Genomic DNA, 14,482 nt, shown 5'->3' with positions numbered 1-14,482 from the left:
GATGGGTCCTGTACGACGGCGAGCCGTCGGTGAGTACCGACCTCGGCATCCATGATCCGATCATCTCCGACGACGCAATCGCGGCCCCGCGACGACGGTGTCCATGTGGCCTGGGGGTGGCGCCCGGTGCGCGTTGACGCAATAGTGTGACCAGCCGAGGAGCCCCTCGGCACCAGACCGCACCAGTCCTCCGGAGTGCGTTGGACCGGCCGGGCCTGCCCGGCGCACCTCGGCGTTCCCGTCGCGCAGAGCAGGCCCCGATGACTTACGCCACCGAAGACAACATCACCGACCTCGCCGTCGACCGGTGGGGGACGGCCCACGACCCGCGGCAGGCAGAGGTGCTGACCAGCCTCGTGCGTCACCTGCACGACTTCGCGCGCGAGGTCCGACTCACCGAGGGCGAGTGGATGGCCGGGATCCAGTGGCTGACCCGCGTGGGCCAGATCAGCGACGACAAACGCGAGGAGTTCATCCTCGCGTCGGACGTCCTGGGGCTCAGCATGCTCGTGGTCCAGATGAACAACCACTTCGGACCCGGCGCCACGCCCGCGACGGTCCTCGGGCCGTTCCACATCGACGGCTCACCGCCCGCGCCCTACGGGTGGGACATGTCCGACGGGATCGAGGGGACCCCGTTCTTCATCACCGGCACCGTGCGGTCAGTGACAGGCGAGCCGATCGCCGGCGCCGTGCTCGACGTCTGGCAAGCCGACGCCGACGGCACGTACGAGGCACAGCTCGACGTCGACGAAGCCCGGCTGCGCGCCAAGTACCACACTCGCGAGGACGGCACGTACTGCATCCGCAGCATCGTCCCGCTCGGCTACGCCATCCCGATGGACGGCCCCGTCGGTGACCTCATCGCCACGACCGACATCAGCTACTTCCGCCCCTCCCACATCCACTTCCTCCTCGAGGAGGACGGGTACGAGCGCCTGGTGACGCACCTGTTCGCCGAGGGGACCCCCAACCTCGACGACGACGTCGTCTTCGGGGTCAAGGAAGAGCTGATCACACCCTTCCTCCCGCACGAGCCGGGGCCCGCGCCCGACGGCTCCTCACTCGAGATGCCGTTCGTGACCGCGCACTACGACTTCGTCCTCCAGCCGACCGCGCGCTAGACGGCTGGACACACACGAGTATCGAGCCCTGTGCCAACATGCACCACCTGAGTCACTTCGCCGCGTAGCGCACACCCCCCTGCGATCGGTGCCGCGGCGCGCACGGGTCTGGATGGTACCGCTGCGGTACCATCCAGGGTATGGCGATGAGCCTGAGGCTGACCGACGCTGAGAGCGACGCCCTGCGCAAGAAGGCCGAAGAGGAGGGGCGGTCCATGCAGGAGGTCGCTCGAGCCGCGATCGCTCAGTACGTCTCAGGGCGTCCGCAGCGATTGAGGGCCGCGATCGAGCGGGTCCGCACCGAGGACAGCGAGCTGCTCGAGCGACTGAGTCGGTGAGCGCCGAGGAGCTGGACTACCTGTCGGTCGAGGACCTTCTGGAGATCGCCTCCGGGGTGCTCGACGACGTCGCGTTCAGGGACCTAGGGCTGCTCGCCGCGGCCGCCGCACGGCCGAGGACAACCGTGTTCGGCGACGACGCCTACCCGGGGTTCGAGGACAAGGTCGCGGCGCTGCTGCATTCCTTGGTCCGCACCCACGCCTTGGTGGACGGCAACAAACGCCTGGCCTGGTCGGCCGCGCGCATCCTCTGCCTCCTTAATGGCCGCGATCTGACCTACACCGTCGACGAGGCGGAGCAGAGGATGCTCGCGGCAGCCGCCGGCGGGCTGGACGTTCCGCAGATCGCGGCCTGGCTCGCAGCGCGAATGGGAGCCGCGTCATAGCGCCGCCTGTTGACCGCGCGGATCGCGGCATGATCGGACGGTGGTTCGTCGAAGCCGCACGCCCCATGCGACCTGTCCCTCGAATGGAATCGCTACGGATGCTGTCCACCCAGATGATTCGATCGTGATTCACTCGGTCGATTCGATCCATCCTGCGAGCACCAGCTCCCCGTTGGATCCGGCGACCAGGCAGTGATACGTGAGGCCTTCGTAGGGACCCTCCCCGCGATAGATCGTCTCCCCGTAGTTGTAGGGCCCGTCGCCGTCGAAGCGAAGAACACCGTCGCCCGTGCCACGCCAGACCCCGTCCTCCGTGGTGATGGTGGCGCTCGTGACCGACCACGGCGCAGAGTGGTCGTCGTAAAGGAGGGTCTCGATCTCGAGCACCTCTTCGCCGCTGACTCGAGGGTCTGATGTGACGTCAGTGCAGGTGAACCGCTCTTTCACCACCTCCGTCCCGTCCTCGGTGGTCCCCGAGGGCAGGGTAATCAATGCGCAGGTCGCGGTACCCGTCACCGCATCCTTTACTGGGCCGTCTCCGGACTGGTCGCCAGCAGCACAACCCGCCCCAAACATCAGAACCACCGATACCGGCACCATCGCTCCGAGCGCAACAAATCTCCCGAATCTGCCTCCCTGAACGCGACCTCGAGCACCAGTCCGAACGCGCTCCGCTAGCAGGCGTTTGGCATGCACGAAGGGCTTCGTTCGCCGTTCACAACACCGACCACTCATCTCGCTCGCCTCCCCTTCCTCAGCGTGAAGGCTCACAAGGGGAGGCCGAGATGGCATTCCCCTCGCCTCACCTTCATCCTCCTCCGCTCGCGGAGTGTGGCCGCGTGGGTGTGCCGCCCATCACGTCGGAATCGGAGCCGTGTTCTTCCCTGACACCCCACGAGGACTGACCTCGGCATGAGCGGGAGCTCGACTTGCTATCCGCCGCCTATGGCCTTGAGAGCAGAGCCGCTTGCGGAGCGTCGGCACGGCTGAACTGCCTTCGGTCAGGTCGAGTGATGTGCGCTGCGCCTCACGACCGATCCGTTGCCCCTGCACTCCGCCGATCAGTCAACTGCGAGATCTCGAAGAGGTGGCCATCGAGGTCCCGGAAGAAGGCCCTGATCTCACCACCGCGATCGACAGGTGGGGCCAGGAACTGTGCACCGCGTTCCGCGAGCAACTGGTAGGTCAGTCGACAATCGTCGACCCGGAAGATGATCTGAGCGCTGACCCGATCCGGATCATCCGGCACGCTCATCGTGACGGTGGGCTTGTCCGGGCCCGGCCCGCCCCCGGTCACGAGCAGAAGCCAGTTCCCGTGCAGATCCAGCACCACGGACGTCCCGCCGTACTCGCCGTGCACCGAGGCCTCGAGCACATCGACGTACCAGTCGCGGCTGACTGTCGCATCGGCCACGACCAGCATGTGCGTCGTCGCCCGCGGTTCGAAGCGCTCCATACCGGGCAGCGTATCGGCCTGTGGCCCCGTGACTTCGCCGCCGTTGTCGCCCTGATGCAAACCGTGCGCTACGGGTCCACTCGCTTCTCGCAAAGACTGGGGGAGCTTGACATCTTGAGTCTCTCCGGCACCCCTCTGACGTCAGAAGTGGTTTGGAGGGTTCTGGCCGTGGGGCTCTTCCCGGTCCGGGTGGCTGGGGGTAGCGTCGTGGGTGCGGGTCCGGGAAGTGGCTGATCCGAAGTGCCGGTGTGCGGGTGCGAGCCGGCCGCGCTGGATATCTGAGACGCCCCGCATTGCCCTCCCGGGCCCGCCTCTTCGGTGACCGCGAGGGTGGCGTGAGCGTCGGCGCGCAGCTGCCGATAGATCGCGTCGGAGACGCGACGCTTCAGGCAGCGCATCGCCTCGCGTCGGCTCTTGCCGGCGGCGATCTTGCGCAGGTAGTACGGCCGGCCGTCGGTCTCGAGACGGATCTGGGTGGCGGCGGCGACATGGATCATGTGGTTCATCCGCCGGTTCCCGGCGCGGGAGAGCCGATGCCGGACGATTTCTGCGGAGGAGGCGTCGATCGGTGTGGTCCCGGTCCACGAGGCGAACCGGTTCCGGTCGGCGAAGCGGGCGATGTCGCCGGTGTCGGCCAGGACGCGGGCGGCCACGACCGGCCCGACGCCGGGTTCGCCAATCGAAAGACAAAGACGGCTGCGAAGTCAGCGGTTCGACCACAGTGCTCCACCGGCTTCAGTCAAGCCGACACCCCGCTCAGGCCACACCCTCGCCTGCACCGTGCCCGCAGGTGCTGCTATCCGCCGGGGAGGTGACGGCGCACGGCCTGCTGGCGGCCGCTGCGGGTGGGGCCGGGGTGGGCGTGGAGGGTCAGGCGAGCGGTTTCTGTCCTTGCACGGTTGTTTTGTCGTCGTAGCAGTAGGCCCAGGACTCGTCGGGTTCCAGTGATGCGATGACTGGGTGGCCGAAGGTGTTGGCGTGTGCGCGGGCGTGCTGCCCGGGAGATGCGTCGCAGCACCCTACCGCCCCGCAGTCGGTGCAGACGCGCAGGTGCACCCACGAGGTGCCGCGTCGCATGCATTCCTCGCAGCCGACTGCGGTGGGGAGCACTGGCGGAACCGGGTCGAGGTGGCCACAGGCGGGTTGCTGGGGGTCCGGGCGGACGGCGACGACCCGGGACATGTCGACGGTGCTCGTCAGCGGGGTCGTCCTGGCCGGCTCCTGGTCCGCCCCTGTGGCGACGGGAAGCAGCATCTGCGGCAGTGGGCCGGCGTCGTCCCCGAGTGCTGTGAGGACCGCCCTGGTCAGGGCGTGGCGGGATGCTCCTTCGGGGTCGACCACGCGGTGGACACCGACGCGGGCGAGCTGGGCGAGGTCCGTGCCGCCGAGTGGTCGAGCCAGGACGGGCACATCGTAGGGGGCGAGTCCGGCGACCACAGCGGCGATCTGCTGGGCCCGGTCGTGGTTGTCCTCGGCGACTACGAGCAACCTGGTGTGATCGAGCCCGGCCATCTCGAGCACGGCCTGCTTGGTTGAGTCGCCCATGACGACAGGGTGACCGTCGGCCTCGGCCTGTGCGGCGCCGTCCGGGCTGAGCGTGATGACGGTCAGCGGGATGTCTCGTGCCCTTAGCTCCCGGGCGACCGCCCGCGTGGCCGGGCCCCACCCGGACAACAGCACCTGACGGCCACCGTCGCCGCGGGGCGCACGGTCGACGGTGGCGTCAGCCGCTCGGTTTGCGGCCGAGGCCGCCTGTCGTCGTGCATCGTCGCGGGCGTCGAGCCGGGCCTCGACGCGTCGTCCGAGCGCTGCCATTCCCGGTGTCGCGAGCAGCAGGAGCACGGACAATGCGATGAACGCCTGCGAACCGTCCTCGCCGAGGCCTGCCGGCGAGAGACCAGAGTCGCGGCCGACCGTCTCGAGGACGAAGGAGAACTCCCCGATCTGTGCGAGCAGGAGGGCCGAGCCCAGCGCTGGTCCAGCGGCGATCTTTCCGGTGCTGCGTCTCAGGACGCCGAGGGCGCCCCAGGTCGTGAGGAGCTTGACGAGGAAGACGACGAGGACACTGCCGAGCACCATGGGGAGGTTCTCCAGAACGAACCTCACGTCGAGCAGCATGCCGACCGAGACGAAGAAGACCGCCGAGAACAGAATCTGCAGGGGGAGGATCTCTCCGAGGGCCTGGGAGCTGAGCCGGGACTCGCTCACCAGGAGGCCGGCCAGGAATGCGCCCAGGGACAGAGACACCCCGGCGAGGGCGGTCAGTGTCGCCGTGCCGAAGCAGAGCGCGAGGACGGTGAGCAGGAAGACCTCCGGGGAGCAGGTGCGGGCGACCCGCTCAAGCACTGGCGGAAGGACGCGGCGCGCTCCGAGGAGCACCACGGCGATGATGCCCACGGCCGTCCCGAGCGCGATGATCAGGTCGGTGGTGTTGGAGCCCCCGCCATCGCCGGTGCCCGCTCCGAGCAGTGGCACGAAGAGGACCATCGCCACGACGGCCAGGTCCTGGAACACCAGGAGCGCCACCGCCAGCCGGCCGCGTACCGTCGTCGTCTCACGAGCGTCACCGAGCAGCTTGAGCACGATCGCGGTGCTCGAAAGCGAGACCAGGAAACCAGTGAAGACCGCGTCACGCCAGCCCACCCCGAGGGCGACGCACAACGCCGTCACCAACCCGACAGCCAGACCCACCTGCAGCAGACCACCCAGCACGATCCAGGTGCGCATCGCGGCCAGCCGCTCGAGGGAGAACTCGATGCCGATGATGAACAGGAGGAAGATGACACCGACCTCCGCAGCGGCCTCCACGGTCTCCACGTCGCCCACCAGTCCGAGCTGAGTCGGACCGATCACGACGCCGGCCACCAGGAAGCCGACGATCGGGACCACCCGCAGGCGCACCGACACGTACCCGATGACCGCGGCAGCCAAGACGAGCACGGCCGTCGACACCAGGAAGGACGGCGGCCCCTCGACCTCGGCCGTGTACACCAGGGTGGGGACAACGATCGCAGCAGCGTCCATGGCCGAAGTCAATGCCACCGCACGGCCCGATGTCGAGGGACCCAACGCAACGAGCGCCGGAGGCGACGGCTTCCCAGCCGCTGCTGAGCAAGGAACACGGATCACGCAACTTCGCAACTCTCTCACCCGCGATGCCACCACGAGAGTGCGATCGCTGGCGGGCGTCGTGAACGAGGCCTTGTCGCCCAGCTGCTGCCCACATAGGCCACGCGCCAAACCGGGCGAGCGGGATGCCCCCTTCCGCCGGCAATCGCGCTGGCAGCCACTGGGAAGCGCCGATGGAGAGTGCACCCCCGCCCCCCGGTGTCGCGAGCGCAATCCCTCGATCCGGCCGGCGTTGCGGCGCTCTCGACCCCTGACAGGGTTCATGCGAGCCTGGCGCGATGAAGATCACCTCCCAGGTCGTGGTGTTCGACGCCGCCGACCTGACCGTCAAGAGCACCTTCTGGGCTGGGGTGCTCGGTGGGACAGTCGACGCCGAGGACGACTGGCACATGGTTCTTGTTTGACGGCCGAGCGCGTGTCGGAGTTCAGTTGGCACCGGACCACACCCCGCCACAATGGCCAGACGGTGCGCCACAACAGATCCACCTCGACCTGTGGGTCGAGGACATCGACGCAGCACATGACGAAGTCACGTCGCTGGGAGCCCGTCTGCTCCACGGCGCCGCGGATAACGACGAGCCCGACAACTTCCAGGTCTACGCCGACCCGGCCGGCCATCCCTTCTGCCTCTGCTGGATCACGTAGGGCCGAGTAGAAACGCCTTCGCACAGCGCCGACGCACATACCAAAGCCGAGGGGCGGCACACCGCCGCGTAGCGTCCCGCTCAGCGGCCGTGTCACTACGCCGCGAGTCGGGCGCGGTGGAAGAGCAGGACGCCTACCGGCGTCACGCTCTAAAGGCGACGGGCTATCGGCGAGCGTTGCACGTGTTCTGGATACCCCAGCCACTGCCTGGCAGACCGGGGAGCGGGGCGAGCGCAGTCACGAACTCCCCTGGATTGTCGACGGTGCTCAGGTCGCCGTTCTGGACCGCTTCGACGTCGATGACGCCGTCGGGTTTGCCGGCGTTCGAACAGAAGGACGAACCACTTCCACCAGCCGCCGAAGCCGACGGCAGGCACGCCCACATAGCCACTCCCGCTACGAGGCAGGCCATCAATGACTTTGCCTTCACCGTTACCTCCCTGGCTCCACGGCAGCGATGCCGCATCTCAGTGAAGGGCCCTTGCCCGTGCGCTGTCAATGGTCGTCACCGCGCCCGGCCCTACGCATATCAGCCCGGAGGCCCAATGAGCCTGATGGTCCCTGTGGTAGCCCTTCGCGAGATCTGAGGCGAACTGTAGACGCATCAGCCCGTCCCACCGCCCGATGTCGGACGTAGAGGGGTGACCCAAGGGGGTACGCCATGATGGAGCCGCTGCGATGATCGACCGATGAGCCCAGAGAGCGAACCCTCAGACCCGGTCGCCGCCCGTCGCCGCCAGGCGAGGGAGAACGCCGAATACCACTACGCGGCCGCGGCACGGGCGGCGCAGGCCGAAGCGCGGCGGACAGCCCCGATGGTGGCGGCCTTCGCCGAAGCGATGCGCTCGGCGGGCGTCGAACCCACCCGGTTGCGGGCGATGCCCTACAGCGGCGGCAGGCGACTGCGCACCGACGTTGTGGGCTGGTACGTGCGACGGGACCAGCGGGCTGCCGTCGGAACGAACGGCCTCTGGTACGTCCTGGTCGTGGCGGCCAGCCTGCGCGGACGGTTCACCGGCGTGCATGTCGAGCCCAGCGACGCCCCGCTCCAAGTCGGCGCGGGCGGCCGGGACGGTGACTCGATAGCCCTGGACGTCCTCCTCCGGTTGCGCCTGGATGCTGGGTCTGACTTCCCCTCCTGACGCGCCAGCAGCCGCCGTCGAGCGGGCGCGACTTCGCCGGGTGTTCGGTCCGTGCCCTCCCGGGACCGATTGGACACCCGTCTGGGCGGTTGACCTTGCCGGGGCGGAGAGTGTGTGCGCGAGGCCCGGGTTACCTGTTGGGAGCGTGGTCCGACACCGTCGAGTCCGGGTGGTCGAGGGGCTCACGGATCGGTCCCGCCGGCAGGAGGCTGGGCGCGCTACGCGCCACTGCTTGACGCGCGCCAGTCGCCGCTGGTGGTCACCCAGTGGTCGAAGGTCGTGGTGGTGATCACCGCTTCGGGGCCGGGCAGGAGCTGCCCTTCGCGGAGCTCGGCGTCGAAGTAGGTCGCGTGCGGGTCGGCGAGGACGACGCGGGGGTCGGCAGCCCGGGCGAGCGCTCGAGTCACCAGGTCCGCGATCGGCACCTGCTCGGGGCCGGCCACTTCCACGACGCCGTTCGTCGGGGCTCCGGTCGCGACTCGTTCGAGGACCTCGACGAGGTCCGCGGCGGCCACCGGCTGGAACAGAACTGGGCTCAGACGGACCTCGTGCCCGCTCGTCGCGGAGTCCGCGATCACGTGGAGGAACTCGAAGAACTGGGTCGAGCGAACAATCGTGTGGGGCCGACCCGACGTTTGGACCAGGCGTTCCTGGACCGCCTTGCCACGAAAGTAGCCACTGTCGTGGACCCGGTCGGCGCCGACCACCGAGAGCGTCACATGATGGGCCACGCCGGCGGTGGCCTCGGCGGCGAGCACGTTGGCGGTAGCGGTCCGGAAGAAGTCCGCGATGTCATCCGCGGACGAGGGCGGCGCGTTGGTGACGTCCACGACCGAGTCCGCGCCCGCGAGGACCTCGGCGAGACCGGCGCCGGTCACGACATCGACACCTGTCGCTCGGGACGCAGAGACGACCTGGTGGCCTCGAGTGGCCAGTTGGGCCACCAGGCGGGAGCCGATGAGACCGCTTCCACCAAGGACGACAACCTTCATGTCGACACCCCCTTCGATGGATGCGCGCGGGCGCCACGCAACCGAGATCCTGCGGACGACCTTAACTCTAGTGACCGCCGGCATTTCCGCGCCGTGACGGGGTCTGCGGCAGGGGGAGGTGACCGCCGAGTACACCTGGCTGCGGTCAACCCCGGTGCTCGTACCGTCGTTCTTGGCCGTTTGCTCTCCGAAGCGCGACCTCACCAGGCCGGCCAACGCCGACTCCGTCGGGGGGCGTTCCTGCTCACCCTCGTGATCTGCGAGGCCGCCGACGTCCCCCCGCTTTACCCGGCACCTCTCGGGGAGCCGGATGTGCCAGTCATCGCTGTCATGCAGGTGGGCCTTCCCGCGGGCCGTCGGGCACACGTTGCGAGGCGGCGACGTCGGAGCGTCCGCTACATAGTGCGTGCGGGTGGAGGACCGGTGTTGGATGGATTGATGCCGGATCCCACGAAGCGCCTCCAGGACACGACCCTCCCGGTGCGACTCATCGTCTTCTGCGGCCGTCCCGGCACGGGAAAGACCACCCTGGCCACGGCGGTCGCTCGAGCGCTGCCCGCCTGCTACCTGCGAGTCGACGCGGCCGAGACCGCCCTGAAGCGCACTGGGATGGCCGTTGGGACCGAGGGCTATGCCGTCGTGCACGAACTCGCCGTCTCCAACCTTCAACTCGGTCACGACGTCGTGGTCGACGCCGCAAACCCCGTTCCGCAGTCCCGTGCCGGCTGGTCCGAGGCAACGGCGCGAGCTCGCGCCCAGCTCCTCATGGTCGAGACCCTTCTCCCCGACGTCAAGGAGCACCGCCGCCGCGTCGAGCAGCGATCGGCGGACATTCCCGGCCACCTCGTGCCCACATGGGAACAAATCGTCAACAGTGAATGGACGCCCTGGGTTGAAGAGCGCGACGGTCAACGTCTTCAGATCGACAGCACCCACGCGGACACCGCCCTCGCGCGCATCCTGCAAGCCCTCCGCGTCGACTAGCCGACTCAACTGGATGCGTCACACCCGCCGGGTGTCGCGGGAGTATCCGGAGGGCTGGTCGCGGTCGATGGCAGGCTGAGGGTGTAGAGGACCGTCTTACGGTCAATGCGGCCAACTGGGATGCGTGGGCGGAGGTGCACTCGGGTCTGGGTGGCCATCGGCTGGAGCTGTTTGATGACCCTGGATCTCCCAGGTTGTGCGCTTCGACCGTCCCCGGCTCGGCGAGGTGACATGGCTTGTGGGTTTGCACCGGCAGTGCCATCTGGGCACCGACACGGTCAGCTTGGCTCGGCTCGGGGCACGGATGACCGGGCTGGACCTGTCGCCCCGTTCGGTGGAGGTCGCACCTTCGACCTCGTCTACACCGGATCGGCGCGTTGTGCTGGTTGCCCGACATCCGCCGCTGGGGACAGACGCTGGCTCGACTGCTGCGGCCCGGCGGTCGGCTTTCGTGCGGGACGAGCACCCGGTGCGGTTCTCGGTGCTGGGGATGGTGGTCCGCGACCACCAACCCGACCGGGACCAGCAGGAGTGGGTCAGCGGCCCGGGTGGGGCCACACCCGCCCTGGAGCTGCCGTATTGGCCTACCCCGGAGGCACTGACCTGGTCCGATGAGGTGTCCTACGCCGGCGAGGGGAGCATTTCCTCGCCCGTGTCGCGCGAGGTGGACCCATGCGCTCAGCAAGATCGTCAGGCCGTCCTCGACGCGGGGCTGCGGCTCGAGCTCCACATAGAGCACGCCTCGGTGCCGTGGGACGCGCTGCCGGGACTGATGGTCCAGGACGAGCGCAGGGAGTTCCGGCTGGCGCGGCAACCCGAGTGGTTACCGGCGAGCTTCACCCTCATGACGCCCCAGCCCGCAGCGGGCCGCTCACGGTGAGCGGGTCAGAGGTGCCGACCGGCGAGGCAGAACTCGTTGCCGTCAGGGTCGGCCAGGGTGTTCCACCGGAAATGCTCGTCCCCCCGGCGCTCGATCAGTCTCGCACCCTCCGCGAGCAGCCGCTCGGTCTCGCTCTCGAGGTCCTCGGCAGTCAGGTCCAGGTGCAGCCGGTTCTTGCCAGGCGTGACCTCGTCCACCTTCTGGAAGGCCAGGACGACCGGCAGGCCGCCGCCGCGCACCATGACGTACCAGCCGTCGTTGGTCTCAAAGATCTCGGCACCGGTCTGCTCGGCCCACCACGTGGCGAGCGCCATCGCGTCGGTCGTGTCAGTCGTCACCATGCCAAGCTGAAGCGTCATCCCGACAAAATAGCGCCTAGCACCGCCAGGCCGTAGGGCCGGAAACACCCCGCGCGCGGTCCGGGCCAGCGCTGCACCGGCCCCAACCAGACAGGTGACGCTATCGAGACTCAACAGCGCCTCAGAGGTCATTCGCCGGGCACCCGACCACCACACCGGTTGACGTCCCCAACAGCGTTCGACACCTGGCGTCTAGGCGGATACCTGCGGAGTCTCCTTGTGCATTCTTGTTGACTCCGGCTATGCCGTGGTGAGCGTGGCGGCTTGGGCGAGGGCTTGCTCGACGGTCAATGAGCGGCCTTCGAAGTCCTGGTCGGCGACTGTGTCGCCCATAGCCTCGCGGGAGAGCGCGAGTTGACGATCGAGGAAGGTTCGGTCGAGGTCGGTCAGTGGGATGTCGCTGATGGTGCGCTGTTCGTCGGCGCAGGCGGCGAGCCGTAGCGCTTGCTCGTGCTTGCCGAGTGTCGATGCGGCGTAGGCCAGCAGTTCGATCACGCCGAGGGTGAGGTCGGGGTCTCCTTGTTCGGTCACGGTGTCGGCGAGGTCGTGCAACAGCTCGACCGCTTCGGCGGTGCGTCCGTCGGAGAGGAGTGCGGCGACCCGGTTGACGCGGTCGGCGGCGACGCCCCAGGCGTTGCCGAGGGTGGCATCGATGCGTTCGGCCTCGGCGAGCGCCCGTAGGGCCGCCTCGGCGTGCCCGTCGTCGATCTCGAGGAGCGCGAGGTTGGTCAGTGCTGTCGCCTGTCGCTCGAGGTTCTCGATGGAGTGCGCGATCTCGATGCTGCGATGGAGGAGGGCACGTGCTCGGTCGGGATCTCCCAGGCTGCGGTAGGCCACGCCCATGCTGTTGAGTGCTTTGGCCTCGCCGGCGCTGTCGTGGGCGCGGTGCCAGAGGGCAAGGGTCTTGGCGAGGACGTTGCGCGCCATGGCATTGTCGCCGCGTTGCAGGAGCAGCAGGGCGAACGAGTGGAGGAGATCGGCGAGTTGGGGGCCCTGCTGCTTTGCGGCCGCCTGGCTGGCCCGCTCCAGCCAGCGGCGGCTCTCACTGTCGTAGCCCGTGACGTACCAGTACCACCCCAACGCGGTACACAGTCGGATCCCGGTTGCGATGCGCTGCTCGTCGAGGGTGTCCGGCCCGAGAGCCCAGTCGAGGGCTGCACGCAGGTTGTCCATCTCAAGTTCGAGCCAGGCCCGCGCTGCTATGGCGTCTGGGCCCTTCAGACGTCCACCCGCCCTCTCGGCCAGGGCCAGGAAGTGTTGGGCGTGTGTTCGCTGGAAGGTATCGAGATCGCCTGCCTGCACGGCGAGGTCGTGGGCCACCGCTCGTACCGGTTGAAGCAGTCTGACCCGCGGGCCGCCCTGGTGGTCTTCGGTGCGGATAAGGGCGGCGTCGAGGAGCTCGGACACCACCGCGAGAGCAGACCCGATCTGCAGGACCTCGGCGAGAGCCTCGAAGGTGCCACCTGTCGCGCCAAAGGCCGCAAGCGCGCGGAAAGCCTTCTGCTCAACCGGCCCGACCATCCGGTAGCCCCACTCGACCGTGGCCCGCAAGGTCTGCTGCCGCTGGGGATGGCCGGGCAGCGGCAGCCCCAGTACTTCGTCGAGGTGGTCCAGCAGCGCCTTGGGCGGCAGGAGGCGAACGCGTGCAGCTGCGAGCTCGATAGCGAGCGGAAGGCCCTCCAGGCGGCGACAGACAGCCACGATGTCGGCGACGTTGTCGTCAGTGAGCGCGAAGCTCGGGTCCGCGAGGGTGGCCTGCTGGACGAACAGCCGGACCGAGTCGGCTCGGTCGGCGACCGCCACCGTTGGCCGGCCGCCCTCCGTGGTGGGGGTACTCAGGGGTGCGACGGGGAACTCCTGCTCTCCGGCGATGTGCAGAGGACGTCGGCTGGTCGCCAGGATGCGGGGTCGAGCGGTCCCCGCCAGCAGGCGAGAGACCAGGCCCGCCCCGGAGCCCGGCAGCTGCTCGAGGTTGTCCAGGACGAGGAGCACCTCGCGGTCATGGAGGTACTCGAGGATGTCGGACTCATCGGCACCGGCGCGCCCCATGGCGTTGCCCAGGGAGCTCCACGCGGCCGAGTCTTCCGTCGCGGAGGACAGGTCGACGAAGTGAACAGCATCGACGGATACGGCCAGTAGCTCAGCCACCGCAACGGCCAGGCGGGTCTTGCCCGAACCGCCGGCTCCGGTCAGCGTGACGATGCGACGGTCGCGCGTCCCCAGAAGGGCCGACAGCAATGCAAGCTCCTCCTGACGCCCCACAAGCTCACCGGGCGCCGAGGGAAGGGTGCTGGAGGTGCCGAGGCTGCGCAGCGGCGGGAATGCGGCCGGGAGCCCGGGCACGACGAGCTGGCAGAGGTGCTGCGGTTCGACGATGTCCTTGAGGCGGTGCGTGCCAAGGTGTAGGAGAGACGTCCCCGGAGGAAGTCGCCCAACTGTGTCAACGGTGGTTGCTTGGGTCAGCACCACCTGACCCCCGTGCGCCGTGGCTGACACCCGTGCCGCGAGATGGACGTCCAACCCGACGAGGTTGTCCTCGAACGGCTCCGGGTGCCCGGTATGCAGGCCCATCCGCACACGCAGCCGCACCCCCACCGGCCATCGATGAGCTTCAAGGGCCTGCTGTCCCTCGGCCGCAGCGGCCAACGCGTCGGCGGCCGATCCGAATACGACGAAGAAGCTGTCGCCCTCGGTCCCCACCTCTCGCCCACGCCATCTCTCAAAGGCCAGGCGAAGGATCCGACGGTGGGTGGCCAGGACGACCGGGTACGCGGGTCCCAGCCGGTTCAAGAGGTTCGTGGAACCCTCGATGTCGCTGAAGAGCATCGTGAGCCGGGTGGACGCTAAATCACCCACTCGCTCATCATGAGCGCCCTCACGACACAGGGCAATGCCTCCAGTTGGGCCTACCGACCCCATCGACACCTGCAGGCAGTACCCTCCCCAGTCTCGCGCGGCATCACGGACTGCAGAGTGCGCCCAGCGCTGGGTAGCGCTCGCCAAGCACATGCCCTGGTAAGCGTGAGTGGTCCTCGGGAACCTCGGTC

General features: G+C 68.5%; 15 protein-coding genes. 8 read left to right on the top strand and 7 right to left on the bottom strand.

Translation table 11 applies throughout. From position 1 onward, the window contains the following. The first annotated feature begins 260 nt into the window (after positions 1–260). From GA707_RS04525 to GA707_RS04515, 3 genes are all read left to right on the top strand, one after another. Positions 261–1,124, top strand: a complete 864-nt coding sequence (locus GA707_RS04525; RefSeq protein ID WP_152177236.1) for a dioxygenase — start codon at positions 261–263, stop codon at positions 1,122–1,124. 140 nt (positions 1,125–1,264) lie between these two features. Beyond that, a complete protein-coding gene (locus tag GA707_RS04520; RefSeq protein ID WP_152177235.1) occupies positions 1,265–1,462 on the top strand; it encodes a ribbon-helix-helix protein, CopG family in 198 nt (65 codons plus the stop codon). Then, positions 1,459–1,848, top strand: coding sequence for a type II toxin-antitoxin system death-on-curing family toxin (locus tag GA707_RS04515; RefSeq protein WP_152177234.1), 390 nt, complete (start codon positions 1,459–1,461; stop codon positions 1,846–1,848). The genes GA707_RS04520 and GA707_RS04515 overlap by 4 nt, the downstream gene beginning before the upstream one ends. A 129-nt stretch (positions 1,849–1,977) precedes the next feature. Here GA707_RS04515 and GA707_RS04510 read toward each other — a convergent pair whose 3' ends face one another. From GA707_RS04510 to GA707_RS04495, 4 genes are all read right to left on the bottom strand, one after another. Beyond that, a complete protein-coding gene (locus GA707_RS04510) occupies positions 1,978–2,448 on the bottom strand; it encodes a hypothetical protein (RefSeq protein WP_152177233.1) in 471 nt (156 codons plus the stop codon). Positions 2,449–2,875: 427 nt separating this feature from the next. Beyond that, positions 2,876–3,364, bottom strand: coding sequence for a VOC family protein (locus GA707_RS04505; RefSeq protein WP_226963532.1), 489 nt, complete (start codon positions 3,362–3,364; stop codon positions 2,876–2,878). Between the two features lie 8 nt (positions 3,365–3,372). Then, positions 3,373–3,957, bottom strand: a complete 585-nt coding sequence (locus tag GA707_RS04500; RefSeq protein ID WP_255425038.1) for a transposase — start codon at positions 3,955–3,957, stop codon at positions 3,373–3,375. Between the two features lie 217 nt (positions 3,958–4,174). Beyond that, positions 4,175–6,328: a cation:proton antiporter gene (locus GA707_RS04495; protein ID WP_152177232.1), complete on the bottom strand. Its 2,154-nt coding sequence runs from the start codon at positions 6,326–6,328 to the stop codon at positions 4,175–4,177. Between the two features lie 383 nt (positions 6,329–6,711). On the opposite strand from GA707_RS04495, the gene GA707_RS21685 reads away from it, so the two are divergent. From GA707_RS21685 to GA707_RS04485, 3 genes are all read left to right on the top strand, one after another. Continuing rightward, positions 6,712–6,837: a hypothetical protein gene (locus GA707_RS21685; RefSeq protein ID WP_370459996.1), complete on the top strand. Its 126-nt coding sequence runs from the start codon at positions 6,712–6,714 to the stop codon at positions 6,835–6,837. A 25-nt stretch (positions 6,838–6,862) separates the two neighbouring features. Then, the gene (locus GA707_RS21680) at positions 6,863–7,078 is read left to right on the top strand and encodes a VOC family protein (protein ID WP_370459995.1); all 216 of its coding nucleotides are present in this window, start codon (positions 6,863–6,865) and stop codon (positions 7,076–7,078) included. Between the two features lie 689 nt (positions 7,079–7,767). Next, the gene (locus GA707_RS04485; protein ID WP_152177231.1) at positions 7,768–8,220 is read left to right on the top strand and encodes a hypothetical protein; all 453 of its coding nucleotides are present in this window, start codon (positions 7,768–7,770) and stop codon (positions 8,218–8,220) included. Between the two features lie 218 nt (positions 8,221–8,438). Here GA707_RS04485 and GA707_RS04480 read toward each other — a convergent pair whose 3' ends face one another. Beyond that, positions 8,439–9,212, bottom strand: coding sequence for an SDR family oxidoreductase (locus GA707_RS04480; protein WP_152177230.1), 774 nt, complete (start codon positions 9,210–9,212; stop codon positions 8,439–8,441). Between the two features lie 438 nt (positions 9,213–9,650). On the opposite strand from GA707_RS04480, the gene GA707_RS04475 reads away from it, so the two are divergent. Then, positions 9,651–10,196, top strand: a complete 546-nt coding sequence (locus GA707_RS04475; protein WP_193315169.1) for an ATP-binding protein — start codon at positions 9,651–9,653, stop codon at positions 10,194–10,196. Positions 10,197–10,665: 469 nt separating this feature from the next. Continuing rightward, the gene (locus GA707_RS21110) at positions 10,666–11,076 is read left to right on the top strand and encodes a hypothetical protein (protein ID WP_226963531.1); all 411 of its coding nucleotides are present in this window, start codon (positions 10,666–10,668) and stop codon (positions 11,074–11,076) included. Between the two features lie 5 nt (positions 11,077–11,081). Here the strand turns inward: GA707_RS21110 and GA707_RS04465 are convergent, their stop codons facing one another. Both GA707_RS04465 and GA707_RS04460 read right to left on the bottom strand, forming a co-directional pair. Continuing rightward, complete coding sequence (locus GA707_RS04465; RefSeq protein WP_152177228.1) at positions 11,082–11,435, bottom strand: VOC family protein; 354 nt, start codon at positions 11,433–11,435, stop codon at positions 11,082–11,084. Between the two features lie 240 nt (positions 11,436–11,675). Beyond that, a complete protein-coding gene (locus tag GA707_RS04460) occupies positions 11,676–14,291 on the bottom strand; it encodes a tetratricopeptide repeat protein (protein WP_193315168.1) in 2,616 nt (871 codons plus the stop codon). Between the last annotated feature and the right edge of the window lie 191 nt (positions 14,292–14,482).

The organism is Nostocoides sp. F2B08 (genome assembly GCF_009184895.1).
Classification (GTDB): domain Bacteria; phylum Actinomycetota; class Actinomycetes; order Actinomycetales; family Dermatophilaceae; genus F2B08.
Note: the sequence above shows the minus strand (reverse complement) of the source record. Positions and strands in the feature narration are given on the sequence as shown.

Excerpts from the sequence above, each read along its gene's own strand:
- GA707_RS04525 (WP_152177236.1), top strand. The coding sequence starts at position 261 with ATGACTTACGCCACCGAAGACAACATCACCGACCTCGCCGTCGACCGG.
- GA707_RS04520 (WP_152177235.1), top strand. The coding sequence starts at position 1,265 with ATGGCGATGAGCCTGAGGCTGACCGACGCTGAGAGCGACGCCCTGCGC.
- GA707_RS04510 (WP_152177233.1), bottom strand. The coding sequence starts at position 2,448 with ATGGTGCCGGTATCGGTGGTTCTGATGTTTGGGGCGGGTTGTGCTGCT.
- GA707_RS04495 (WP_152177232.1), bottom strand. The coding sequence starts at position 6,328 with ATGGACGCTGCTGCGATCGTTGTCCCCACCCTGGTGTACACGGCCGAG.
- GA707_RS21685 (WP_370459996.1), top strand. The coding sequence starts at position 6,712 with ATGAAGATCACCTCCCAGGTCGTGGTGTTCGACGCCGCCGACCTGACC.
- GA707_RS04485 (WP_152177231.1), top strand. The coding sequence starts at position 7,768 with ATGAGCCCAGAGAGCGAACCCTCAGACCCGGTCGCCGCCCGTCGCCGC.
- GA707_RS04480 (WP_152177230.1), bottom strand. The coding sequence starts at position 9,212 with ATGAAGGTTGTCGTCCTTGGTGGAAGCGGTCTCATCGGCTCCCGCCTG.
- GA707_RS04475 (WP_193315169.1), top strand. The coding sequence starts at position 9,651 with ATGCCGGATCCCACGAAGCGCCTCCAGGACACGACCCTCCCGGTGCGA.
- GA707_RS04465 (WP_152177228.1), bottom strand. The coding sequence starts at position 11,435 with ATGACGCTTCAGCTTGGCATGGTGACGACTGACACGACCGACGCGATG.